Here is a 22,963-nt window from a genome sequence, read left to right as displayed (position 1 = left end):
CGGCTCAGCCGTCGAGCCGTTCGGCCAGCGAGCGCGGCAGCTGGCGCAGCTGGGCGCGCAGCCGGGGGACGAGCTGTTCGTAGAGCAGCTCGACCTCGCTGATGCCCGCGCGTCCGAGTAGCGCCAGATAGGCCTCGAGGAAGAGTCCGGGGTCGCTCGGGGTGTGGCCGTGTAGTCGTGCGAGCAGTCGGCGCGCGAGATAGAGCACGGCGACGTTGTCGCGCACCGTCTCGGAGAGCCGCGCCGGCGGTGCGAACTCGGGGTGGTGCTGGTGGTGCAGGCTGTCGCACACCACCGTCGGCAGGTGCCAGCTGCGCAGCAACGCGGCGCCCATTTCGGCCGGGTCGAGCAGGTCGAACAAGGGCTTGAGCCTTGGGTTGACGCGCTTGAGCAGTTCGTTGATCACCAACCCGATGTCGGCGAGGATGCCGAGGGTGGCGACCTCCGCGGGGCGCCCGACGGCGAGCGTCTGGGCGAGGGTGAAGGCCAGGTGCGAGAGTTCGATGGCGCGCTGGTGGATGTCCGTGAACAGCTCGGTGTTGGGCAGGCTGCGGCGCATGCTCTCGGTCATGATCACCTGGTAGACGGCGTTGTGACCGAGCAGGGCGATGGCGTGGCTGACGCTGGTGACCTGGTGCTGCAGGCCGTAGTAGGGCGAGTTGATCGACTTGAGCAAGGTGCTGGTGAGCGCCGGGTCCATGGTCACCAGTTCGACGATCTCGCCCTTGGTGGTGCGCTCGTCGAGCATCTTGTTAAGCAGCGCGGTGGTCGAGATCGGCAGCGCCGGGACCTTGGCGAAGAGCTGGCGCGCGGTCTCGGTCTCGGCAAAGCCTGCGCCGCCGCTGGTTCGCGCGGCGATCAGCGCATCGGTGAGCGCCCGGCTGTGACGCGCGAGCGCCGCCTGGCGCCGCTGCGCCCGGTACAGTCGCTGGAGACTGAACTGGTGCACGCGGTGCCGGAGATAGTCGCGCAGCGTGGGTTCGAGGTCGACGATGGCGCTGCGTTCGAGTGCCAGCACCTGGCTGTGGGTGAGGGCGGTGGCGGTAGCGGCGTGGATGCCGGGTTGTGTCAGGTCGAACTCGCAGATCCAGTCGCCCGGGCCGAAACGCTCGGCGTCCGGGGCGGTGGTGTCGCCGATGACGATCTCGCCGGTGATGATCACGTAGAGTCGCTCGGCGCGGCTGTCGGCGCGGAACAGCACGTCACCCGAGGCGAGCCGCAGCGGGAGGGCGCGATTGTGCAGTCGTACCATCTCGGTCTCGGGGAGATCGGGAAAGGCGGTTGTCTGCTCGGCGTGGAGAGGCTCTGGTCCGGGGCGGGTCTCGCCCCTGGGGGCGGTGAGGTGTTTCCAGAAGTTGCGCATCGGCTCGATCCCGGGGCGGTCCCGCACTGCTGGCCGTGGCTGAGAGGTTAGCCGAAAACGCCGTCGACCGCTCGTCGACGGCGGCTTTGCCGGGCGCTCAGTTGAACAGCGCCTCGGCGGCCTGACGCAGCGCCTCGGCCTGATCGGCGGGCGCGGCGGCGCCGGTTTGGTGGCGCGGCTCGAACAGTTCGCAGAAGTTGGCGCGGACCTTGTCCGTCACCGCCTCGGCGATCGGCTCGATGCAGTCGTTGGCGCGTCCCGGGGCGTGATGCCGGCAGTTGCGGCAGCAATGGGTGGCGTGCTCGCAGTTCGGGCAGCGGCCCTCGCGGGTGTAGTCGAGGCGGGTCAAGGAGCCGCCGCAGTGCCAGCAGTTGCCGAGGCTGGGGTCTGTCATGATGGCGAGGTCCGGGGCGCCTGGCCCCGCTCCGTGGCTGGTCGGTGCTGTTCATTCTAGGCGATGCCCCTAACATCTCGCGATGGCGAAAAAAGGGGGCCGTGCGGCCCCCGAAGATTCCTCCTCCTTTGGTCCCTCTCGGGCGGCCCGCCGGGTGGCGGATCAGCCGAAGGTGTCGTGAGTGATGTTGTTGTACCAGCTGTAGGCGTATTGCACCTCGCGGGCCAGCGCCCAGTCGGGTGCGTCGCTCGGGGTCAGGCCGCCGGCGCCCTCGACCGGGGCGATGGTGGCGCCGTCCTCGCTGATGCGGTAGACGGCGGCGACCGAGATGCCGTAGTCGGTGCCGATGATCGAGTAGCAGGTGTTGATGTAGGAGGGCGTTCCCGGTTCCTCGCCTTTGAGCAGTGCGGCGATCGCCGCGGCGGCGACCTTGCCCTGGCTGTTGGCTGAGTAGCCGGACTTGGGCATCTTGGTGGCGATACAGGCGTCACCGATGACATGGATGCCGGGATGGATGCTCGACTCGAAGGTGCGCTTGTCGACCGGGCACCAGCCGCTGTCGTCGGCAAGGCCCGCCACCTGGGCGATCTTGCCGGCGCGCTGTGGCGGGATGACGTTCATCACGTCGGCCCGGATCTCGTCACCGAAGCTGGTCTCGGCGACCATGCCCTCGGCCTCGACCCTGACCACGGCGGCGTCCGGGCCGGGGTGCCACTCGATCAGGCTGTCCTCGGTACCGAAGCCGTAGAGCCGCTCCCAGCCCTGGGTGAACAGTCCCTGTTTGGAGAAGGCCTGCTTGCTGTCGAGGATGATGACCTTGGACTTGGGCTTGTGGCCCTTGAGGTAGTGGGCGATCTGACTGGCGCGCTCGTAGGGTCCGGGCGGACAACGGAAGGGGTTGGGTGGGGCGACCAGCACCACGGTGCCGCCGTCGGCCATCTCCTCGAGCTGGCGGCGCAGCAGCGCGGTCTGGGCGCCGGCCTTCCAGGCGTGCGGCAGGGTCTCGGCGGCGGCCTCGCTGTAGCCCTCGATGCGGTCGTAGAGCAGCTCGATGCCCGGGGCGACGACGCAGCGGTCATACTCGAAGCGCTCGCCGCCGGCGGTATCGACCGCGCGCGCCTCGGGGTCGATCGCGGTGACGGTGTCGTGGACCACACGGATACCGTGCGCGCGCAGCCCGTCATAGCCGTGCTCGAGGGTGTCGAGCTGACGATCGCCTCCGATGACCTCGTTGCTGAGATAGCAGGTGTAGTAGGTCTCGTTGGGCTCGATCAGGGTGACCTCGATCGCCGGGTCGGCGCGCTTGAGGTACTTGGCTGCGGTGGCCCCGCCGGTGCCGCCGCCGACCACCACCACGCGGTGGCTGGCGGCCCGGGCGAGATAGGGGGCCGAGAGCAGGCCGAGGGCGGCGGTGGCGGTGGCGCCGGTCTTGACGAAATCGCGTCTGCTGAGCTTCATCGCGTGCTGATCCTCCGATGTCCTTATTGTTGGCTGGCGTAGAAGGCGTACAGGGCTTCGAGACCGTCCTCGCCGTGGCGCTCGAGCAGGTCCTCGAGCTTGCTGCGCATCTTCTTCGGCAACTCGCGACGGTCGGCGCGGAAGTCCTCCATGGCATAGCGCAGATAGGGCACCCACTGCCCGGCGAGGATGTTGTAGTCCTCCTCATCGACCAGCGGGATACCGCCCTCGGCATGGCACTTCTCGCAGAAGCGGTCGTGGAGCTGGGCGCCGGTGTCGACCAGTGCCGCGTTGTAGTCCTGGGGCGCGGGACGATAGGGCTGGGCGTGGAAGTATTCGGCCATCGCCTCGAACTCGGCGGTGTCATAGCCCTTGGCGATGCGGCCCATCACGGTCGAGTAGGTGTCTCCGCTCTTGAATGCCTCCATGGTGTCGACGAACACCAGCGGGTCCATCGCCGAGATGCTGGGCGCAGCCGGCCCCATGCTGTTGCCTTCGGTGCCGTGACAGCCGGCGCAGGCATTGGCGAGCATCTCCGGGGTGGCGTCTCCGGCCTGGGCGGCGGAGACGAGTCCGAGCGCGAGGAGTCCCGCGGTCAGGGACAGTCTGTTGCGGATCGAGTCGGCCATTCCTTCCTCCTGTTGCGTCTTTGCGGTAGACCGACGCCCTCCGGGGCGTCGGCGGCTAAGGGGTAGCGGCCTGGGCCACTGCCTCTTGAGCAAGTGCGCGGTGCGCGGAGTCGTGTCGTCGCGCGGCGGCGAGCGGGGTCAGTGACCGCGGGCCAGCAGCTCGATCGCCTCGCGATTGCCGAGCTGGCGGGCGCGGTCCGCCGCAGTGCGTCCCTGCGCATCCTCGAGAGCGGGGTTTGCGCGGTAGTCGATCAGTAGATCGATCAGGGCGTTGTGATCGGTCGAGATGGCCTCCATCAACGCCGTGGTGCCGTCGCTATCCTGCAGGTTGGGGTTGGCGCCCTGTTCCAGCAGCAGCCGCGCCAGTTCGAGGTGCCCCTGGCTGGCGGCGAGGATCAGCGCGTTGGCGTCGAGCGCGTCGCGGGCGTTGACCTCGGCGCCGGCGCCGAGCAGAGCGCGGGCCATGGCGAGCTGGCCGCGGTCGGCGGCGATCAGCAGCGCGGTGGCACCGTCGCGGTCGCGCGACTCGAGTTCGGCACCGGCGCCGAGCAGCGGCGCGACCAGGGCGACATGGCCGCGCTCGGCCGCCTGCATCAGTGCGGTGCGACCGTCGCGATCGGCGGCCTTGGGGTCGGCGCCGCGAAACAGCAACTGTTCGACCATCTCGAGGATGCCGTGGCGTGCGGCGATCATCAGCGCGTCCCAACCGGCGCGGGTGCGGTCGTGGACATGGGCGCCGCGCGCGATCAGCAACGCCGAGATGCCGATGTGTCCGCCCTCGGCGGCGAAGGTTAGCGGGGTGCAGCCGGCGACGGTGCGAGCGTTGACCGTTGCGCCACGGGTCAGCAGCAGCGCCACCGTCTCCAGCTCGTCGGCCTCGACGGCGAACATCAGCGCGGTCTTGCCGAAGGCGTTGGCGGCGTCCACCGGTGCACCACGGTCGAGTAGCTCGACCATGGCATCGGTGTCGCCGACCATGGCATTGAGCCTGAGTTCGGTGGCGAGGTCGGCCGCTGCGGTGCCGTTCGCGCCGAGCAGCAGGGCGGCGAGCAGGGGGATTCTCGGGGCGCAGCGGGTCCTGTTGCTGGTCATCATCTCCGGCCTCGTCGTTGCGCGGGCGTCGACCTCAATCGGCGGCGGCCGTTTCGGGCAGCGGTTCGTAGGGCTCTTCGTGGACGATGCCCTTGTGACAGTCGATGCAGGTCTGTCCCTTGTCCTCGGCGGCGGCGTGACGGCTGCGCGCCGAGCGCCCCTGCTCGGACAGGTCCATGCTGGAGAAGTCGTGGCAGGTGCGGCACTCGCGCGAGTCGCTGCGTTCCATCTTTGCCCACACTCGCGAGGCCATCACCCAGCGACGTGCCTCGAATTTCTCGGGGGTGTCGATGGTGCCGACCAATTCGTGATAGACGTCCTTGGCGGCGATGACCTTGGTGACCAGCTTCGGCCACAATGCCTTGGGCACGTGACAGTCGGCGCAGGTTGCCTGTACGCCCGAGGGGTTCTTGTAGTGGAGTGTCTCCTTGTACTCCTCGAAGTTGGTGTGCATGGTGTGGCAGGAGGTGCAGAACTCCATGGTGTTGGTGGAGCGGATGCCGAAGTCGAGCGCGGCGACGAAGCCGATGCCGGCAAAGAACATCAGCACCAGGACTGCCATGGAGAATCTGCGTCGAGACGTCTTGCGCTGGGGCATGCGAACCATCCTCCCCGACGGCGGATTGACGATGCGCCCTGATGAGACCGGGCGGGCGTCTCCGCCTTGATAATTGTCATTGATATTAAGTGAAGTGCTACTTGGTTGCCAAGGCCGGTGCCCGAGTTCCTCGGCCGGAAAGTGTCTGCGGGGCGTGAGGCGTCCGTGCCGAGCCCCGTTCGCACGGTGTCGGCGCGAGGCACGGCGTGCCCACGCCGAGTTCCGTCACACCACTACGACCGACAGCGGGGTGCGCGTTTCCGCGCTTGCCTCGCTGTCGCCGAGGTGCGGCGAGGGTTGATCGGGCGAGGGTGTCGGGTGCGAGGTCGAATCGAGTCGAAGGAGGTAAGGCGATGCAGGGACGCCGTTGCATCATCAAGGTCGGGGGCAGTTTTGGTGCGCTGACCGCGTGTCGGGGTGACTTCGAGGACTGGATCCGCGCCGGCCTCGGCGCGGACGGACGCAGGTGGCAGGTGATCGACGCATCTGCTGGCGAGGCGCTGCCCGACGGTGCCGAGCTGGCTGGGGTGGTGATTACCGGTTCGCATGCCATGGTCACCGAGGCCGCGCCCTGGAGTCTGAGCGTCGAGCAATGGCTTGCGGGGCTGTTGGCCCGCCGGGTGCCAGTGCTCGGGATCTGCTATGGGCATCAGTTGCTTGCGCGCGCCTGTGGCGGTGAGGTTGGTTTCAATCCGCGCGGACTCGAACTCGGTTGTGTCGAGATCCGGCTGACTGCGGTGGCGCGTGACGATCCGCTGTTCGGCGGGCTGCCCGGTCGCTTCGTGGCGCCGCTCACCCATGCCCAATCGGTCTTGCGCCCACCGCCCGAAGCGCAGGTGTTGGCGGCCAACGATCACGATCCTCATCAGGCGTTACGCCTGGGCGAGACGGCCTGGGGCGTGCAGTTCCATCCCGAGTTCGATCGCGAGGTGACCCAGGTCTATGTCGATCGTCAGATCGACAAGCTGGGCGCGCGCGGGGCCGAGGTCGAGGTCGTCGACACTCCCGAGGCGGCCGGCCTGCTCCAACGCTTCGCCGCTTTGGTGAGCGGGCGGTAGGGTGCCCAGCCGCCAGCCGCCAGCCGCCAGCCGCCAGCCGCCAGCCGCCAGCCGCCAGCCGCCAGCCGCCAGCCGCCAGCCGGGGAGATTGAACCGCGAAGGCGCGAAGGGCGCAAAGGCAGGAAGAGCCTCCAGCGATCAGCCGCCAGTCGCCAGTGGCTGACTACCCTCAAGCACTGGCGCCAAAGACCTGCACCACGGATGCGGGCAAGACGTGCTGTCGTCGAGGGTGTACTCCCACTGGCTGCTGGAGACTGGTCGCTTACGACTTGAGCCTCTTTGCGCCCTTCGCGCCTTGGCGGTTCAATCCCCTGGTCGCTGGTCGCTGGTCGCTGGTCGCTGGTCGCTGGTCGCTGGTCGCTGGTGTGACGGCCTCTAGCGCTGCGCGGAGAACTCGAGCATGCGCTGGATCGGGCGTACCGCGCGTTCGCGGATGGCGTCCTCGACCTGGATCTCCTGATCGCCCTCGCGCAGCACGCGCTCGAGGTTCTGCAGCGCGTTCATCGCCATCCACGGACAGTGGGCGCAGCTCTCGCAGGTTGCGCCCTCGCCGGCGGTGGGAGCCGGGATCAGCGTCTTGTGCGGGGCGAGCTGGCGCATCTTCCAGAAGATACCGGTGTCGGTGGCGACGATGAACTCGGGGTTGGGCAGTTCGGTGACGGCGCGGATCAGCTGGGTGGTGGAGCCGACCACGTCGGCCTGCTCGACCACCGCATCGGGCGATTCGGGGTGGACCAGCACCGCCGCGTCGGGGTGTAGGGCGCGGACCCGTTCGAGGGCGAGGGACTTGAACTCCTCGTGGACCACGCAGGCGCCGTCCCACATCAGCATCTCGGCGCCGGTCATGTGTTGGACGTAGTGGCCGAGATGACGATCCGGCGCCCACAGGATCTTCTCGCCGCGCTCGGCGAGATGGCGCACCACCGGGAGCGCGATGCTCGAGGTCACCATCCAGTCGGCGTGTGCCTTCACCTCGGCGCTGGTGTTGGCGTAGACCACCACGGTGTGATCCGGGTGAGCGGCGCAGAAGGCGGCGAAGTCCTCCGGCGGACAGCCCTCGTCGAGCGAGCAGGTGGCGCTCAGGTCCGGCATCAGTACCCGCTTCTCGGGGTTGAGGATCTTGGCCGTCTCGCCCATGAAGCGCACCCCACAGACGACCAGGGTGCTGGCCTCGGTCTGGGTGCCGAAGCGCGCCATCTCGAGCGAGTCGGCGACCCGGCCGCCGGTCTCCTCGGCCAGCTCCTGGAGGTCGCCGTCGGTGTAGTAATGGGCGACCAGTACCGCGTCCTGCGCCTTGAGCAGTTCGGCGATGCGCGCCTTGGTGGCGCGCTTCTCGTCGGCGCCGAGGGTGGGCCATTGGGGCTGGGGCGGTACCTGGACAGTGGGGCGGGAGCCACCCCCCGTGGTCGCGTTTGGCATGGTCGTTCTCTAAGTGTGTCGTGATGGGTTCCGAGTCGACGGCGAGGGCGTCGGGCGCCTTCCGATGTCATGGTCTCGGACCTGTCTTCGCGGGTGAATGCTCCCGTCCGGGTGTGTCGTCGCGCCGTGGCGGACGAGGCCATCCCTGGACACTGGACGGTCGTGTCGGACGCCACCGCCGGCCGGGGTGGCCGGGGTGGTGTCTGCGGCGGGCGGGATCGGCGGATCAGGCCGAGACCGATTCGGTGTCGTTCCCGGGGGTCGCCGCCTGGCGTGGCTTGTCGGGCAGGCCACGTGGGTTGGTGAAGCGCTCGTTGAGACTCTGGATGTAGTTCTCGCAGTTTTGCAGGACCTCGTCGATGGCGTGCCGACGCTTGCGTCGCCAGCCCTTCGGCGTGCCCGACAGCACGGTACGCCAGAAGCGGGTGTTGCGCCGGAAGGCGGCGATCACGTCGCCCGGCGGGTCGTGTTTCTCGACCTGGCCGCGCAACCAGGGCATCACGCTCAGTGCCGCCAGCCGGCGGATGGTGAAGTGTCCACCGATCACCAGGACCGCGACCACGCCTTCGAGCCCCCACAACCCCCAGGAGACGGTGGTGAAGAAATCGAGCCATTGCGGGTCGTAGGCCAGCCCGTGCCAGTGTCCGGCGCGCAGGCTCCAGATCATGAAGGCGGTGGCGCACAGCGCGAGCAGGATGGTCTCGGTGACCAGGGTGCGGCGGCGCCAGCGGCGCTTGGCCTCCTGCAGCAGCGACATCGAACTGTGGGAGAAGTCGGTGGCGGTCTTGCGCAGCGCGGCGACGATGCGATAGGCGCGCTCGATCTCGACGCGCTCCATGCGCAGATAGATCTCGGCGAGGTCCTCGTCGCGCTTCTTCTCGAAGCGGGCACGGCGGTGTTCGTCGGCGATGGTGGTGCCGGCGTCCGGGCTGTAGATGGTGTAGAAGCGTCCGGCGGTGAGTCCGGCCTCGCCGAGCGCGCGTAGCCAGGCGGCGACCACGTCTTCGGGATTGTCCTCGGTGGCGGCCGAGTCCATCTGGTTGAGGATGTAGAGGAACTTGCCTGAATCGGCGCGGTTGATGGTGTCGCGCACCAGGTGCTGGAGGGTGTCGCGCATCGCCCCGGGCTCGGGATGGCGGGCGTCGAACAGCACCAGCACCAGGTCCGAGAGGTCGATCATGTGATCGGTCAGGCGCAGGATGGTGGTGCGCTGGGCGTCGGCGTCGAAGCCCGGGGAGTCGATCAGGATCTTGCCGCGCAACCGGTCGCTGTGACAGGTCTTGAGTTGTAGATAGGTGTCGATGCGGTTGCCGTCGCCGCTGTCCTCGCTGGCGTCGACTTGGGCGATGTCGTGCGACATCTGGTAGAAGGGGAAGCGCGGATCAGAGTCGAGCGAGACGCCGGGCAGCGAGTGGCTGATCGGGTCGGCGCTGTAGACGACGACGGTGAAGCGGTCGTCGACGGCCTGGTTGCCGGTGCGCTGGAGCTTCTCGCCGAGATAGTGGTTGATGAAGGTCGACTTGCCCGCCGAGAAGGTCCCGAGCACCGAGATCAGCGGCCACCACGGGATCTGGCTGGAGAAGGTCTGATTGGGTTGGAGCACGCCGGTGGCGTAGGCGACCTCGTCGATCGCCCGAAAGCTCTGCACGGCACTGAGCAGGACCGGGTTCTCCTGCTCCAGGTGGGACTCCAGTTCCTTCAGGCGCTGCTGCACAGCGTCAGCGGTAGACGGCATGGATTGGGTTCCTCTCTGCGATGGTCCGTGCGCTCGTCAGCTTGCGGGTGTGTGCCGGGCACGTCGCGGCGGACGCGCACTCGATCGGGTTCACCTGCGGTTTCCCGGCGCGCGATGGCCCGCGATGTTACAACGAACCCCCAGGCCAGTGATAGTGGGCCGCGCGGCGGCCATGATGTGGTCCAAGGACAGCCCCATGGACTGGGTTGAATGTCTCGCGGCGACACAGGCATACTGGACAACTGCGCCGTCCGGAGCACAGGGATGCGGCACCTGGCATGTCTCGCAGTACCCGGCCGAAGATCGCCTGGTCCATGAAAGACGGACGCGCGCCGGGCTCAACGACCCTCCCTCCCGACGGTGTCCGAGTTCCGCTCCGAACCGCAATCGCGCCCTTCGGGCTTCCGACTCAACACACAGCGTTTGGTGTGCGATCCGATGGCAATACAGATGAGAAAGGCCTCAGCCGTGTGGCTGTTCGCCCTCGCCCTGGTGGGCGCCGCAACCACGGCGCAGGGGCGGGGCGGTCCGGACGAGACCTTCGTCGTCCAGCAGGCGCAGGGTGCGCCGACGGTCTCCATCGGCGGGACCGTGGTCCCCTACAAGGAGGTGATGCTCGCCGCCCAGCTCCCCGGACGGGTGACCTTCATCGCCGGGCGCGAGGGCGATGCCTTCGATGATGCCGAGTTGCTGGTAGCCATCGGCGACGCCGAGCTGCTGGCCAAGCGCCGTGCGCTGCTCGCGCAGATGGCCAGCGCCGACGCCCAGCTGCGCAACGCCGGGGTGCAGTACACCCGCGAGATTTTCTCGCCGCAGTCGCGCGCGGTGCCCGGCGGCATGGGTCTGCCCAACCTGTTCGATCAGATGTTCACCCGTCCGGTCGAGTCCTTCATCGGCGAGCGTGATCGCAGCGCCGAGCGCTCGGCCGACCTGTTCGCCTCCGGCGTGCAGATCCAGGAGGCGCAGAACCTGATGCTGCGGCTGCAGGCCGAGCTGCAGGCGCTCGACGCCAAGATCCGCGATGCGCGCGGTATCGCGCCCTTCGACGGGGTGATCGTGAAGAAATTCGTCGAGGTCGGCGATACCGTGCAGCCGGGTCAGCCGCTGCTCAACTATGCCGACATCGAGTACCTCCAGGTCGAGGTCGATGTCCCGGCGCGCCTGCGCGCGGGGTTGCGCGAGGGGATGATGCTGCAGGCCGAGATCGATCCCTCGAACCAGCGTGTGCCGGTCCGGGTGGCGCAGATCTTCCCCATGGCCGATCCCCAGCGTCACACCATCAAGATCAAGTTCGACCTGCCCCAGGGCGTCTCCGAACCGGGGATGTACGCCAAGGTGCTGGTGCCCGATCACAACGCCCCGGCGCGCGCCAATCCGGTCGTGCCGCGCTCGGCGGTGCGCTACAACGGCAGCCTGCCCGGGGTCTATGTGCTCGACGCCGAGGGCGCGCCCAAGCTGCGCCTGATCCGTGTCGGCGAGTCGCTCGAGGGCGGTTTCATCACCGTGCTCAGCGGGTTGCGCCCGGGCGAGCGAGTGCTCGCCGACCCCGGTCCCGGGGTGAGTGCCGGCTGGGCCCGAGGCGAGGACGCCGGGCACTGACGGATCAACCGGTCGCGGCGCGCAGGACCGCCCGCGACCCGGCGTGACGGCCTGCGACCGTCGCGCCGCTGGGCAGCGACGCCCGCCGCGGGCGTCCGCCGATCGCCGCCACGCCGCGCTGGCCCGTACAAGCTGGATTCGACATGAGCCAAGACGTAACCCCCATGACCTCGGATCAAGACACCCGTCTCGCCGACGACGCGCACCTCGGTATCGCCGGGCGCACCGCCCGCTTCTTCATCCGTTCGCCGCTCTCGCCGCTGCTCTACGCGGCGATGCTGATGATGGGCCTGCTCGGGTTGATCATGACCCCGCGCCAGGAGGATCCGCAGATCTCGGTGCCCATGATCGACATCATGGTGCAGTATCCGGGCGCCTCGGCGCAGCAGGTGGCCAATATCGCCACCCAGCCGCTGGAGCGGCTGATCAGCGAGATCCCCGGGGTCAAGCATGTCTACTCGGCCTCGCGTCGTGGCGAGGGGCTGGTGACCGTCGAGTTCGACGTCGGCGAGGAGATGGGTCCCTCGCTGGTCAAGGTCAACGACAAGCTCGCCTCCAACATGGATCTGATCCCGCCGGGGGTGCTGCCGCCCCTGGTCAAGAGCAAGGGCATCGACGATGTGCCCATCGTCACCTTGACGCTGTGGTCGAAGGATCTCGACGACAACGGCATCGCCGATGTCGACGACGGTCAACTGCGCCTGCTGGCCCAGGATCTGCTGCAGGCGCTCAAACAGGTCGAGGACACCGGCAACGCCTTCATCGTCGGGGGGCGGCGCGAGCAGGTCACCATCGACGTCTCGCCCGAGCGACTCTCGGGTTATCGCATCAGTCTCGATCAGGTGGCGCAGACGCTCAGGAGCGCCAACGCCGAGACCGTCGCCGGTGGGGTCGAGTCGAGCGGCGCGCACTTCACCGTCACCACCGGCGCCTTCCTCACCGGGGTCGAGGACATCAGCCGACTGGTGGTCGGGACCTACAACGACATCCCGGTCTACATGTACGACGTCGCCGAGATCCGTCTCGGTCCCGAGGACGCCAGCCAGCTCGTCACCTATTACACCGGACCGGCCGCCGAGATCGAGACCCGCGCCGATGGTCGTCCCGCCGTCACCCTCGCCATCGCCAAGAAGGAGCTGACCAACGGCGTGACCGTGGCCGATGCCATTCTCGAGCGGGTCGAGGAGCTGCGCGGTTCGCGCATTCCCGACAACGTCGAGGTCAGCGTCACCCGCAACTACGGTGAGTCGGCCGACCAGAAGGTCTCGGAGCTGATCTGGAAGCTGATCAAGGCCACCCTGTTCGTGGTGGTGCTGGTGCTGATCGCCTTCCGCGCGGTGCGCCCGGCGCTGGTGGTGATGCTGGTGATCCCGGTGGTGCTGTTCATGACGGTGTTCATCGCCTGGGTGGGCGAGTTCACCATCGACCGGGTGAGCCTGTTTGCGCTGATCTTCTCCATCGGCATCCTCGTCGACGACGCCATCGTGGTGGTCGAGAACATCTATCGGCGCTGGCTCGCCGAGGGGCGCACCGACGAGGCCACCGCGGTCGATGCGGTGCGCGAGGTCGGCAACCCGACCATCCTCGCCACCTTCACGGTGATTGCGGCGCTGCTGCCGATGGGCTTCGTCAGCGGCATGATGGGACCCTACATGGCGCCGATCCCGGTGCTCGGCTCGGTGGCGATGTTCGTCTCGCTGTTCGCCGCCTTCGTCTTCACCCCCTATCTGGCGATCTCCAAGTGGCTGAAGCCCTCGATGGGCTATCTCGCCGCCGCCGAGCGGCGCGAGCATCGCGACGCCGAGCGCCTCGAGCGCTTCTTCCGCCGCGTGCTTACCCCGCTGATGGAGAGCCGCGCCAAGCGGCGCATCTTCCGCCTGGTGCTCTGGGGCACCTTCCTCTTCGCCTGCTCCTTGTTCTACTTCAAGTGGGTGGCGGTGAAGATGATGCCGCTCGACAACAAGCCCGAGTTCTCGGTGGTGATCGACATGCCCGAGGGCACGGCGTTGCCGGTGACGGCGAACCTCGCCCACCGGCTCGCCGAGCAGCTGCGCACCCTGCCCGAAGTGACCGCAATCCAGCTCTATGCCGGCACCGCGCGCCCGTTCGATTTCAACGGCATGGTGCGCCACTACTATCTACGCGCCGATCCCTGGCAGGGCGAGCTGCAGGTCCAGCTCACCGACAAGCACGCGCGCGAGCGCAGCAGTCACGAGATCGCGGTCGCCGCGCGCGAGCTGATCACCGCCACGGCGCACCAGGCCGGTGCGCGGGTCGCGGTGGTGGAGATGCCGCCGGGGCCGCCGGTGCTGCAATCGGTGGTCGCCGAGATCTACGGTCCGACCCCGGAGCTGCGTCGCGAGTTCGCGCGTGATGTCACCGCCTTCTTCGGGCAGGCGCCGAGCGCGCGCGATGTCGACAACTATCTGCGCGACGACTTCGACTACTGGCGCTTCGAGGTCGATACCGAGAAGGCGGTGCGTCGCGGCATCTCGGTCGACACCATCAACCGCAACCTCGAGATGGCCCTCGGTGGCGCCACCATGGGCGACATCAAGCAGCAGACCGGGCGTCAGAGCGGTCACGAGCCGACCCGGATCGTCATCCAGGTGCCGCTGGCCGAGCGCTCGCAGATCGAGCGTCTGGGCGATCTGCCGATCCTCTCCAAGCAGGGCTTCACGGTGCCGCTGAGCGAGCTCGGGCGTTTCGTGCTGACCCCCGAGGAGGACCTGATCTATCACAAGGACCTGCGCCCGGTCGAATACGTCGTCGCCGATGTCGGCGGGCGTCTGGCCGCGCCGGTCTATGCCATGTTCCAGGTCCAGGACCTGATGGCCGAGCAGGACTACCTCGCCCCGGACGGCTCGCGTCCGAACGCCGGCGGTGGTTTCGGCGATGCCTTCCACTGGCTCGGCGCACCGCCCAACGACGGGCGGCTCGCCTGGCAGTGGGCCGGTGAGTGGACGGTCACCTTCGAGACCTTCCGCGACATGGGTGCGGCCTTCGCCGTCGCCCTGGTGCTGATCTACATCCTGGTGGTGTGGGAGTTCGGCAATTTCCGCATCCCGCTGGTGATCATGGCGCCGATCCCGCTGACCCTGCTCGGCATCATCCCCACCCACGCGCTGGTCTTCGCCATGGGCATGGGCGGCGAGTTCACCGCCACCTCGATGATCGGCTGGATCGCCCTGGCCGGGATCATCGTGCGCAACTCCATCCTGCTGGTGGATTTCGCCATCCACGAGATCCAGAAGGGCGTGCCGGTGGCCGAGGCGATGATCCGCGCCTGCAAGATCCGCACGCGCCCGATCCTCATCACCGCACTGGCGCTGGTCGCCGGCTCCAGCGTGATCATCACCGACCCGATCTTCCAGGGCATGGCGATCTCGCTGCTCTCGGGCGTGGTGGTCTCGACCCTGCTCACCCTGATCGTGATCCCGCTCGGCTGTGTCGCCGCGAGCGAGGCCATGTGCGAGGTCGCAGCGGCGAGCGCGCCGCCCGGGGTGCGGGTACCCTGTCTCGCCGAGCGCGAGGAGGCCGCCGAGGCCGCGGCGCGTGCGCGTCCCGATGCCGCGCAAGGCGCGGGACGGATGCGCCGGATCGCCGCCCAGGTCGGTGAGATCCTGGTGATGGTGTTCTATGCGGTGCGCGCGATCTTCGTGTTGCTGTTCGAGGCGCTCAAGGGGATGCTCGGGCGTTGGCGCGAGCGGCGCCAGCCGCAGCGCCCGGTACCGCCGCGGACCACGGCGGCGCCGCCGAGCGACACTCCGGCAGCGGGTGCGTCGCCCACGACGCGTGCCGCCGAGCCGAAACCGAAACCTGAGCCTGAGTCCGAGTCGCCGGCGAAGAAGACGACCGCCAAGAAGACGACGGCGAAGAAGGCCACCGCGAAGAAGACGACGGCGCGCAAGACCACGGCGAAGTCGACCACGACGCGCAAGACCGCCAAGCGCAGCGGGCGGCGTGGCATCCAGTTGAAGGACGACGCTCAGGAGCCGCCGAGCGATGACTGAGTCGTCTCCGTCTGGTCGCCTGCCGGGGCGGTCTGCTAAGGTCGCTGCGTTGCACGTCGCCGTGTGAGCGTGCACAAGGAGTCACGTTCATGATGCGTCGGTTGTCGGCCGCCACCCTGGTGTGCGCGCTCTGGTGCGCGGCCCCCGGGGCCGCCCAATCGCTGTGGTCGGCCCCCGATGGGGCGGATTCACCCTATCGCCAGGGCTTCGAGCAGGGGCTCGAGCAGCAGGCCGCACCGCCTGTCTGGTCAGCGCCGCCGCGCGCTCGCGACGACGGCTATCGCTTCCGCCCCTGGGGCGCTGAGGAGACGAGGACGGATGAGGTTCCGGGCTATCGCTTCCGTGAGCCCGGGCGTCGCGCCGATGCGCCATTGGTGGTGCCGGGGGAGGGGATCGAGTATCGCTTCCGACCGCTGACCGAGCGCGAACGCATGCGGCGTGATGAGACAAGGAATCGCGACTGGCGGCCGCGACGACAGCGCTCGAGTGACGGCCAGGCGCCGCCACCCCTCGGTTGGCCCGCCCCCTGGTCCCTGGACTGACCTCAGCGGCGTGGTCCCGATCACCATCCCACACACCATCAGGAGGAGCTGACGTCATGCGGTTGAAACAATGGATGCAGACGGCCGTCGCCCTCGGCGCCGGTCTGGCCGCGATGGCCCAGGGGGCTTCGGCGGCGACCGAGTTCTCCGCCGAGATGCTCAGTCGCGCCCCGGACGGGCAGACGACCTCGGGGCGGATGTATGTCGGCGACGGACGGATGCGCGTCGAGATGACCCGCGAGGGGCGGGAGATGGTGCGCATCGTCGATCGTGACCAGGGGCGCGAGTGGTTGCTGCTGCCGGCGCAGCGCGTCTACATGGAGCGCAGCCTCCCGCCCCAGGCGAGCAGTGATCCGTTGCCCGCCCCCTCGGCCGAGCGCAACCCCTGCGCCGGGCTGCCGGAGATGAACTGTCGGCGCGCCGGCGAGGAGACCGTCGGCGGTCGTGTCGCGGTCAAGTGGGAGATGACGATCAGCCGCGACGGCCAGACCCTCACCGGCGCCCAGTGGCTCGATGTCGAGCGCGGGCTGCCGCTGAAGTACGAGATGCCCGATGGTCGGCGCATGGAGCTGCATCTGATCGGCGAGGAGCGGCTCGATGGACGCCAAGTCGAGAAGTGGGAGGTGACCGCCAGCGCGCCGAACCAGCAGCCGACCCGGACCTTCCAGTGGTTCGACCCCGAGTTGGGGCTGGCGGTGCGCGAGGAGTTCCCCGGCGGTTATGTGCGCGAACTCGACGCCATCCACGTCGGCCCGCAGCCCGATCACCTGTTCAGCGTCCCCGAGGGCTATAGCCGCGCCGAGCCACAGCAGCAGCGCTAGGGAGGAGGTGCCGCCGGGCATGGCGGCGGCGCCCCGCCTGGTCCGCCCGGGGAGCAGTCGTTGAGGAGTTGTGCAGCATGATCACCATCGTCGGCAGTCTCAAGGGTGGCTCAGGCAAGAGCACCGTCACCTTCAATCTTGCGGTGTGGCTGGCCATGGCCGAGCGCCGGGTGCGGCTGATCGATGCCGACCCCCAGGCGACCCTCAGCGACGTGCTCGAGGTGCGCCGGGAGGAGGGGTTCGAGCCGGCGCTGGCGGTCGAGCCGCTGGCCGCGCTCGACGATCCCGCGCTGGGCGAGGCCGATGAGGTGCTGATCGATGTCGGCACCGCCGACATGGCGGCGATGCGCCGGGCGTTGGCGGTGTGCGACCGGGTGCTGGTGCCGGTGCAGCCGTCGCAGGCCGATATCTGGTCGGCGCAGCGCTACATCCGCCTGATCGCCGAGGAGGGGCTGGCGCGCACGCCCGAGATCCTCGGCTTCATCAACCGCGGAGACACCCACCACGCGGTGCGCGAGACCGCCGAGGCCGCCGCAGCGCTGGTCGCGCTCCCCGGTCTCCGTTTCATCCGCCCGCGCCTGTCGCAGCGCACCCTGTTCCGGCGCTCCTTCAGCGAGGGGCTGGCGGTGTTCGAGCTCGAACACCGGGGCAAGGGCGCGCGCGAGTTCCTGGCGCTGGCCGCGGCGCTCTACCCCGAACTCGTCTGAGCCAGCCGACCGGCTTCGCACGGTACTTGGCCGTTTCCACTGGGATCGTCCGTGTTGCCCGTCGTGGCAATTCTGTTAATCTCGAAGATCAGCGTTCCGAGCCGGTCGTCCGGCCCTGGCCGGTGGACAATCACAACGAGCAGTCTGTCTCATCATGGCCGATCATCAGAACCCAGCGGGCGAGGAGGAGGCGCGGGGACGCGCCAGCAGCGAGACCATCGACGAGGTCGCCGCCGAGTCGCACCTCAATGCCTATGCCATCGAGCGTCTCTCGCAGGCCTTCGAGACCAGCGCCAAGCGCTGGGAGCTGATCGTCTATCCGACCCTCTTCGCCTTCATCATCCTCGCCGCCTACGGCTTCTATCTGGTCTTCAGTCTCGCCAAGGACGTGCACTATCTGGCGATCAGCGTCGACACCAACATGACCGTGCTGGCCAGCAACATGCAGTCGATCTCCGACAACATGGGCCAGATGACCGCCACCATGCGCAACATGGGCATCGGCGTCGACTCGCTCGCCCATGACGTCAACACCCTCGAGCCGATGCTCGACAGCCTGCAGTCGATGGACCGCGCGATGCAGCACATGACCTACTCGACCTCGTCGATGCGCAACGACATGGCGGTGATGAACCAGAGCATCAGCCGGCCGATGCAGTTCATGAACTGGTTCATGCCCTGGTAGCTGGCTGTCGGGATGATGACGGAGATGGATGAGGTGCGGCTGGTGGTGGCGATCTCCTCGCGCGCGCTGTTCGATCTCAGCGCCTCGCACCGGGTGTTCGAGGAGCAGGGCGTGGATGCCTACCATGCCTACCAGATCGCCCACGAGCAGGAGGTCCTCGAGCCCGGCGTGGCCTTCCCGCTGGTGCGCAAGCTGATGAATCTCAACGACCTGCTCGGTGATCGTGGCCGGGTAGAGGTGATCCTGCTCTCGCGCAACAGCTCCGACACCGGGCTGCGGGTGCTCACTTCGGCCCATCACCACGGGCTCGATATCGAGCGCGCCGCCTTCACCGGGGGCGAGAGCCCCTATCGCTATGTCGCCGCCTTCGGCGCCCATCTGTTCCTCTCGGCCGATCCCACCGACGTGCGTCTGGCGCTCGACGCCGGCTGTGCCGCCGCGACCGTGCTGCCGAGCAGCGCGCCGCCGCACGGCGACGACGACGCCCAGTTGCGCATCGCCTTCGACGGCGACGCGGTGCTGTTCTCCGACGAGGCCGAGCGACTCTATCGCCAGCAGGGGCTGGCGGTGTTCAACGCCAGTGAATCGGCCGCCGCCCACGACCCGCTGCCGGGCGGGCCCTTCAAGGGGTTTCTGGTCGCGCTGCATCGGCTGCAGCGGCTTTTCCCGGCCGATGCCGCGCCGCTGCGTACTGCACTGGTGACCTCGCGTGGCGCGCCCTCGCACGAGCGGGTGATCCGCACCCTGCGCGCTTGGGGGATTCGGCTCGACGAGTCACTGTTCCTCGGCGGCCTCGGCAAGTCACCCTTCCTCGAGGCCTTCGACGCCGACATCTTCTTCGACGACCAGGCCGAGCACTGCGAGGCGGCGCGGTTGCGGGTGGCCACCGGACACGTCCCGCACGGTGTGGCCAACGGTTGAGCTGCTCAGCCGGTGCGTCGCCGTGACCAGGGGGTCAGTGCAGCGAGGCCGAGCCCGATCAGCACCCAGGGGGCAGGGGTCGGGATGCTGCCCGATGGCGCTGCAAAGGTCGCGAAACTGGTAGCGATCAGCGGCGGCGTGGTGTCGGTCAGCTCACCGAGCAGCTTCGACGAGCCGATACCGTCGAAGGCCCCGCCGGCGATGCTCTGGACCCGCAGCCCGATGCGTTGATCGGTCAGCGCCGCGCTGCTCAGTCCGGGCAGCACCAGGTCGAAGGTACGCTGCTGCTGAAAGCCGTCGCGACCGCCGTTGAGTCCGAGCAGCAGGCCGATATCAAAGCCCGTCGCCACGCCGCCACCGCCGTTGAGGTTGTTGTTGCCGCCGAGGCTGCCGATCGCGTCGGCGTCGAACCAGGCATCGAGTACACCCCCGCTCGGGAACACCTGGCTGGGGTCGTCGGCGAGGCTCGCGGTCGCGCCGCTGGTATCGAGACGGGTGAATGACGGCAGCAGCCCGGGGTCGGCGAGATCGAACCAGAGTGCGAGCAGGTCGGCCTGGGTCAGCCCCGGATTGACCGGATCGGAGACATCGAGGGTGAGGCGGATGCGGTCGGGGCCGAGATCGCTGACCCGTACCTCGGCGAAGAAGCCGCCGCCGTTGGTGAAGTCCTCGATCCTGGTGGTGATGGTCCCGGCGGTGGCAGGGACGATCCCGCCGAACAGCAGGGTCAGCGCGAGCAGCAGGGTGGTGTTGTGCGTCATCTCGGCCATCTCCGGCAGGTCCACCTGCCCGTTGGGTGACCGCGCCATGTTGTCGTCGGTGGCGCGATGCGGTGTTGGTCGGTGCGTCTCCGGAAACAACAAAGCATGAACTGGACCAGTTTTTATGTCGTTGTTTTCATTGTTTGATGATCGGGGCAGCATGATCGCTTGACAAGAATCCCGACGTTTTTTGTCAGTCTTGTCCGCGATTGTCTGGACACCCCACTGTCGCCCTGTCTATGCTCGAAAACCCCGCCCTGCGCTAGCGACCGAGGTCCCGTGTCATGTGCCGCTGCCCCCGTGCCGTGCTGCTGATCCTGCTGCTCCATGCGCCGCTGTCCGTCGTGGCCGGTGAGCCGACGCGCTATGCCGAACTGGCCGGGCGCATCGCCGACGGCATCGGACTCGACCGGGATCTGGTACAAGCGGTGATCGCCGCCGAGTCGGCCTATGACCCGGACGCGGTCTCGCCGGTCGGTGCGGTCGGCTTGATGCAGGTGATGCCGGAAACGGCGCGGGACTATGGCGTCGAGGGTCAGACCCGTCTCGCCGAGCCTGCGACCAACCTGACGACCGGGATGCGTCATCTCAAGCGGCTGCTCGAGAAGTACGACAACATCGGCCAGGCGGTGATGGCCTACAACGCCGGCGAGGGGGCCCTGGCACGAGGCGGCGGGCGGGTCGACTACCCCGAGACCCAGCGCTACACCCATCGGGTGCTCACCGACTATCTCGGACGCAAGGGTGTTGCACCCTACTCGGAAGCAGCGCGCGCGCTGGTCGGGATCGAGCTGTCCCCGGCGATGGCCCGGGCCGGGGGCGAGCGGAGCGGGGCGGAGGGGGTGCTGCGTCCGGTGCTCGCACGTACCGCGTTGCGTCCCGAGATGGCGGCGCGACAGGCCGCCGCGGGCGCCACGCTCGCCGCTCGTCGGGACGGTGCGCAACGGCTCGCCGCGCCGAGCCTGAGACGCGCGCCGCCGGGCTATCTGCGGGCGCCGCCGACGGCGCGCTAGCCGCCGCTGGAGACCTCCAGCGTCGGTGAGGGGCGCTGCAGGAAGTTGCCCTGCACATAATCGACCCCGGCGGTCCACAGCACAGTCAGGGTGCGCGCATCCTCCACCCCGGTGACCACGCTCTTGATGTTGAACTCGCGTGCGAGGTTGGCCAGCTCCATCACCCGTTTCTGCTTCTGCTGATCGTCGGCCAGACGCTGCGAGAAGTCGGGCATCAGCAGCACGAAGTCGAGCGCCAGCCCCTGCAGCAGCATCTCCGGGCGCTCGGCCATGCCGAAGCGGTTGATCGCCACCCGGCACTTGATCTTGCGCAGCGCCTCGACCAGCTTGCTCAGACCGGCGAGGTTGGCCGCGACCAGCGCCTCCTGGAACTGGAAGGTCAGCCAGTTGCCGCGCACGTCGAACTCGCGCATGCAGTCGCAGATCCACAGCACGATGCTGGGGTCGCGGAAGGTGTCCTCGGAGAGGTTGATGAAGAAGCTGATGTTGTGACCGGCGCGGCGCTGTTCGCTGAGTGCCTGGATGGCGGCGCGGATGGCCCACTTGTCGATGCGCTCGATCAGCCCGCGACGGATCGCCGGACCGATGAAGTCCTTGGCCTCGAGCATGTCCTCGTCCTCGTCGAACAGCCGCACCAGGACGCTGTAGTGCTCCTGGTTGTCGCCCATCAGACTGATGATCGGCTGATAGACCAGACGAAACTGGTCGTGCTCGAGGGCGTACTCGATGCGCTCGGCGATCTGCTCATCGCCCTCCTCGGCGCTCTGCTTGGTGCGCGAGGCGAGCGAGGTCGGTTTGCCCATCCCGCCCTGACCCGGGCCGCTGGCGAGCAGGCGCAGACAGCGTTGGTGGGCGAGGTTGACGATGTCGCTGGGTTCGCGTGCGCGTAGCTCCACCAGCACGTGGGCGACGACACAGTCGGCGGCCTCGTCCTCGCGCTCGCCATTGCGCCCGCGCTGGAGGCGGGCCTCGTGCTCGATCCGGGCGGTGATCTGCTCGACCGTGGTGGTGTCGAGTCCGTCGATCAGCAGCATGAAACCGTCGTCACTGACCTGAGCCAGCATGCCTCCGGCGTGATCGGCGAGGATACCCTGGAGTGGTTCGCGCAGGCCTTCGATCAGCGTCAGTGCGGTGGTCAGGCCGAGGTCGCGCAGCAATTCGGCGCGGCCCTTGATCTGGATGAAGAAGAGCGCGAAGGGATGCCTGGGGCGGTGCTCGGCATCGAGTCGTGCGGCGATGGCGGCGATCATCTGCGCGCGCCCCGGCATCGCCTCGGCGTTGCCGTTGTCGCTCTCGATGAGCGGTGCCGTCGCGCCCGCCGCCGGTCGCACCAGGATGCGCAGACAGGGCTCCTCGTCGATCTCCGAGCTGGCCGCGCGCAGCCGTGCGGCGAAGGGCTGGCGGTCGGCGCCCTGGCACTGGGTGTCGAGCTCGGCGCCGTCCTCGCGATCGGAGTACTCGACCGCGCGCAGGAACTCGCGCACCCGGGGACGTTGCTCGGCGGGGATCAGGTCGAGGAAGGTGGCGCCGGCCAGCGCGTCGGCGTCGGCGTAGCCGAACAGCGACAGATAGGCGGCATTGGCGTGCAGGTGCAGCCCCTCCTGGACGAAGGCGATGGCGTCCAGGCTACCCTCGATGAACTCGCGCGCGCGGCGCTCGCACTGGCGCAGCCGGGTGGCGAGCGCGCGCGCCTCACGGCGCTGGTAGAGATCGGCCAGCTCGCGCTTGGCCACCAGCTGGAGGTGCTCGGGGTCGTCGCGCCGGACCAGGTCGCGGGCGCCGCCGCGACGGGCGCGAAGCGATTCGGCCGCGTCGCTCTCGGGGCCGGTGATGACGATCAGCGGGGTGTCGCTGTCGAGCCTGCGGTGGGCGGCGAGGGCCGCCTCGAGATCGATGTCGCGGTCGTGGGCGCAGCACAGCACCAGATCGCAGGGGGTGCGTGCGAGCAACTCGCCGAGTCGTTCCACCTGGGCGCTGACCATGCCGCGCGCCGCGATGCCCGCCTCGCGCAGGGTGGCGACGAGGCGCTCGGCCTCGCTGGACTCGGCGGTCAGGATGAGCAGTGTGACGGCTGGATTCGGGGCAGGCATGCTGGGCGACCGGTTTCAAGAACGCAGGAAAAGGCTTGCATCGATTATCGGGGTTTGCGACGCCG

At 68.4% G+C, this 22,963-nt stretch carries 19 protein-coding genes; 9 read left to right on the top strand and 10 right to left on the bottom strand.

The annotated features are described in order from the left end of the window. Positions 1 to 4 precede the first annotated feature (4 nt). The 6 genes from MARPU_RS10985 to MARPU_RS10960 all read right to left on the bottom strand — a co-directional run bounded on the left by MARPU_RS10985 (position 5) and on the right by MARPU_RS10960 (position 5,534). Positions 5 to 1,363: an HDOD domain-containing protein gene (locus MARPU_RS10985; RefSeq protein WP_005223209.1), complete on the bottom strand. Its 1,359-nt coding sequence runs from the start codon at positions 1,361 to 1,363 to the stop codon at positions 5 to 7. A 97-nt stretch (positions 1,364 to 1,460) separates the two neighbouring features. Further along, positions 1,461 to 1,757, bottom strand: coding sequence for a hypothetical protein (locus tag MARPU_RS10980; protein ID WP_005223210.1), 297 nt, complete (start codon positions 1,755 to 1,757; stop codon positions 1,461 to 1,463). A 162-nt stretch (positions 1,758 to 1,919) separates the two neighbouring features. Next, on the bottom strand, positions 1,920 to 3,215 hold the full coding sequence (locus MARPU_RS10975) for an NAD(P)/FAD-dependent oxidoreductase (RefSeq protein ID WP_005223211.1): 1,296 nt from the start codon (positions 3,213 to 3,215) through the stop codon (positions 1,920 to 1,922). A gap of 23 nt (positions 3,216 to 3,238) precedes the next feature. Next, positions 3,239 to 3,844 carry a c-type cytochrome gene (locus tag MARPU_RS10970; protein ID WP_005223212.1) on the bottom strand — a complete coding sequence of 202 codons (606 nt, stop codon included), beginning with the start codon at positions 3,842 to 3,844 and terminating at the stop codon, positions 3,239 to 3,241. A gap of 138 nt (positions 3,845 to 3,982) precedes the next feature. After that, the gene (locus tag MARPU_RS10965; protein ID WP_025275292.1) at positions 3,983 to 4,936 is read right to left on the bottom strand and encodes an ankyrin repeat domain-containing protein; all 954 of its coding nucleotides are present in this window, start codon (positions 4,934 to 4,936) and stop codon (positions 3,983 to 3,985) included. A 34-nt stretch (positions 4,937 to 4,970) separates the two neighbouring features. Then, positions 4,971 to 5,534: a NapC/NirT family cytochrome c gene (locus tag MARPU_RS10960; protein WP_005223215.1), complete on the bottom strand. Its 564-nt coding sequence runs from the start codon at positions 5,532 to 5,534 to the stop codon at positions 4,971 to 4,973. A gap of 353 nt (positions 5,535 to 5,887) precedes the next feature. Here MARPU_RS10960 and MARPU_RS10955 point away from each other — a divergent pair, with 353 nt between their 5' ends. Then, the gene (locus tag MARPU_RS10955) at positions 5,888 to 6,592 is read left to right on the top strand and encodes a glutamine amidotransferase (protein WP_005223218.1); all 705 of its coding nucleotides are present in this window, start codon (positions 5,888 to 5,890) and stop codon (positions 6,590 to 6,592) included. A 375-nt stretch (positions 6,593 to 6,967) separates the two neighbouring features. Here the strand turns inward: MARPU_RS10955 and nadA are convergent, their stop codons facing one another. Continuing rightward, positions 6,968 to 8,011 (bottom strand): quinolinate synthase NadA, encoded by a 1,044-nt coding sequence (nadA, locus tag MARPU_RS10950; protein ID WP_005223220.1) that lies wholly within the window; start codon positions 8,009 to 8,011, stop codon positions 6,968 to 6,970. Between the two features lie 226 nt (positions 8,012 to 8,237). Further along, the gene (locus tag MARPU_RS10945; RefSeq protein ID WP_005223222.1) at positions 8,238 to 9,746 is read right to left on the bottom strand and encodes a dynamin family protein; all 1,509 of its coding nucleotides are present in this window, start codon (positions 9,744 to 9,746) and stop codon (positions 8,238 to 8,240) included. A gap of 450 nt (positions 9,747 to 10,196) precedes the next feature. Between MARPU_RS10945 and MARPU_RS10940 the strand changes: the two genes are divergently transcribed. From MARPU_RS10940 to MARPU_RS10910, 7 genes are all read left to right on the top strand, one after another. Continuing rightward, complete coding sequence (locus MARPU_RS10940; protein ID WP_043762618.1) at positions 10,197 to 11,345, top strand: efflux RND transporter periplasmic adaptor subunit; 1,149 nt, start codon at positions 10,197 to 10,199, stop codon at positions 11,343 to 11,345. A 143-nt stretch (positions 11,346 to 11,488) separates the two neighbouring features. Continuing rightward, positions 11,489 to 15,358, top strand: a complete 3,870-nt coding sequence (locus MARPU_RS10935) for an efflux RND transporter permease subunit (protein WP_005223224.1) — start codon at positions 11,489 to 11,491, stop codon at positions 15,356 to 15,358. Positions 15,359 to 15,447: 89 nt separating this feature from the next. Continuing rightward, entirely contained in the window at positions 15,448 to 15,900 is a 453-nt protein-coding gene (locus MARPU_RS10930; RefSeq protein ID WP_005223225.1) for a single stranded DNA-binding domain-containing protein, read from the top strand. Positions 15,901 to 15,956: 56 nt separating this feature from the next. Continuing rightward, complete coding sequence (locus tag MARPU_RS10925; protein ID WP_005223226.1) at positions 15,957 to 16,721, top strand: LolA-like protein; 765 nt, start codon at positions 15,957 to 15,959, stop codon at positions 16,719 to 16,721. Between the two features lie 77 nt (positions 16,722 to 16,798). Beyond that, a complete protein-coding gene (locus tag MARPU_RS10920; protein WP_005223227.1) occupies positions 16,799 to 17,428 on the top strand; it encodes a ParA family protein in 630 nt (209 codons plus the stop codon). Between the two features lie 154 nt (positions 17,429 to 17,582). After that, on the top strand, positions 17,583 to 18,113 hold the full coding sequence (locus tag MARPU_RS10915) for a hypothetical protein (protein WP_005223228.1): 531 nt from the start codon (positions 17,583 to 17,585) through the stop codon (positions 18,111 to 18,113). A gap of 24 nt (positions 18,114 to 18,137) precedes the next feature. Next, positions 18,138 to 19,034, top strand: coding sequence for a 5'-nucleotidase (locus MARPU_RS10910; protein WP_005223234.1), 897 nt, complete (start codon positions 18,138 to 18,140; stop codon positions 19,032 to 19,034). A 5-nt stretch (positions 19,035 to 19,039) separates the two neighbouring features. Here MARPU_RS10910 and MARPU_RS10905 read toward each other — a convergent pair whose 3' ends face one another. Then, a complete protein-coding gene (locus MARPU_RS10905; protein WP_156929267.1) occupies positions 19,040 to 19,795 on the bottom strand; it encodes a hypothetical protein in 756 nt (251 codons plus the stop codon). Positions 19,796 to 20,079: 284 nt separating this feature from the next. On the opposite strand from MARPU_RS10905, the gene MARPU_RS17915 reads away from it, so the two are divergent. Next, the gene (locus MARPU_RS17915) at positions 20,080 to 20,808 is read left to right on the top strand and encodes a lytic transglycosylase domain-containing protein (protein WP_005223238.1); all 729 of its coding nucleotides are present in this window, start codon (positions 20,080 to 20,082) and stop codon (positions 20,806 to 20,808) included. Here the strand turns inward: MARPU_RS17915 and MARPU_RS10895 are convergent. Continuing rightward, entirely contained in the window at positions 20,805 to 22,898 is a 2,094-nt protein-coding gene (locus MARPU_RS10895) for an EAL domain-containing response regulator (protein ID WP_005223239.1), read from the bottom strand. The genes MARPU_RS17915 and MARPU_RS10895 overlap by 4 nt on opposite strands. Positions 22,899 to 22,963: the final 65 nt, after the last annotated feature.

Source organism: Marichromatium purpuratum 984, from assembly GCF_000224005.2.
GTDB classification, from domain to species: domain Bacteria; phylum Pseudomonadota; class Gammaproteobacteria; order Chromatiales; family Chromatiaceae; genus Marichromatium; species Marichromatium purpuratum.
The sequence above is the reverse complement of the archived record's forward strand: the minus strand, read 5'-3'. Positions and strand labels throughout refer to the sequence as shown.

What these genes read in the sequence shown, in the direction of transcription:
- MARPU_RS10905 (WP_156929267.1), bottom strand. Translation starts at nt 19,795, where the DNA reads ATGACGCACAACACCACCCTGCTGCTCGCGCTGACCCTGCTGTTCGGC.
- MARPU_RS10980 (WP_005223210.1), bottom strand. Translation starts at nt 1,757, where the DNA reads ATGACAGACCCCAGCCTCGGCAACTGCTGGCACTGCGGCGGCTCCTTG.
- MARPU_RS10915 (WP_005223228.1), top strand. Translation starts at nt 17,583, where the DNA reads ATGGCCGATCATCAGAACCCAGCGGGCGAGGAGGAGGCGCGGGGACGC.
- MARPU_RS10955 (WP_005223218.1), top strand. Translation starts at nt 5,888, where the DNA reads ATGCAGGGACGCCGTTGCATCATCAAGGTCGGGGGCAGTTTTGGTGCG.
- MARPU_RS10925 (WP_005223226.1), top strand. Translation starts at nt 15,957, where the DNA reads ATGCGGTTGAAACAATGGATGCAGACGGCCGTCGCCCTCGGCGCCGGT.
- nadA (WP_005223220.1), bottom strand. Translation starts at nt 8,011, where the DNA reads ATGCCAAACGCGACCACGGGGGGTGGCTCCCGCCCCACTGTCCAGGTA.
- MARPU_RS10920 (WP_005223227.1), top strand. Translation starts at nt 16,799, where the DNA reads ATGATCACCATCGTCGGCAGTCTCAAGGGTGGCTCAGGCAAGAGCACC.
- MARPU_RS10940 (WP_043762618.1), top strand. Translation starts at nt 10,197, where the DNA reads ATGAGAAAGGCCTCAGCCGTGTGGCTGTTCGCCCTCGCCCTGGTGGGC.
- MARPU_RS10985 (WP_005223209.1), bottom strand. Translation starts at nt 1,363, where the DNA reads ATGCGCAACTTCTGGAAACACCTCACCGCCCCCAGGGGCGAGACCCGC.
- MARPU_RS10970 (WP_005223212.1), bottom strand. Translation starts at nt 3,844, where the DNA reads ATGGCCGACTCGATCCGCAACAGACTGTCCCTGACCGCGGGACTCCTC.
- MARPU_RS10895 (WP_005223239.1), bottom strand. Translation starts at nt 22,898, where the DNA reads ATGCCTGCCCCGAATCCAGCCGTCACACTGCTCATCCTGACCGCCGAG.
- MARPU_RS17915 (WP_005223238.1), top strand. Translation starts at nt 20,080, where the DNA reads ATGTGCCGCTGCCCCCGTGCCGTGCTGCTGATCCTGCTGCTCCATGCG.
- MARPU_RS10945 (WP_005223222.1), bottom strand. Translation starts at nt 9,746, where the DNA reads ATGCCGTCTACCGCTGACGCTGTGCAGCAGCGCCTGAAGGAACTGGAG.
- MARPU_RS10935 (WP_005223224.1), top strand. Translation starts at nt 11,489, where the DNA reads ATGAGCCAAGACGTAACCCCCATGACCTCGGATCAAGACACCCGTCTC.
- MARPU_RS10960 (WP_005223215.1), bottom strand. Translation starts at nt 5,534, where the DNA reads ATGCCCCAGCGCAAGACGTCTCGACGCAGATTCTCCATGGCAGTCCTG.
- MARPU_RS10910 (WP_005223234.1), top strand. Translation starts at nt 18,138, where the DNA reads ATGGATGAGGTGCGGCTGGTGGTGGCGATCTCCTCGCGCGCGCTGTTC.
- MARPU_RS10975 (WP_005223211.1), bottom strand. Translation starts at nt 3,215, where the DNA reads ATGAAGCTCAGCAGACGCGATTTCGTCAAGACCGGCGCCACCGCCACC.
- MARPU_RS10965 (WP_025275292.1), bottom strand. Translation starts at nt 4,936, where the DNA reads ATGACCAGCAACAGGACCCGCTGCGCCCCGAGAATCCCCCTGCTCGCC.
- MARPU_RS10930 (WP_005223225.1), top strand. Translation starts at nt 15,448, where the DNA reads ATGATGCGTCGGTTGTCGGCCGCCACCCTGGTGTGCGCGCTCTGGTGC.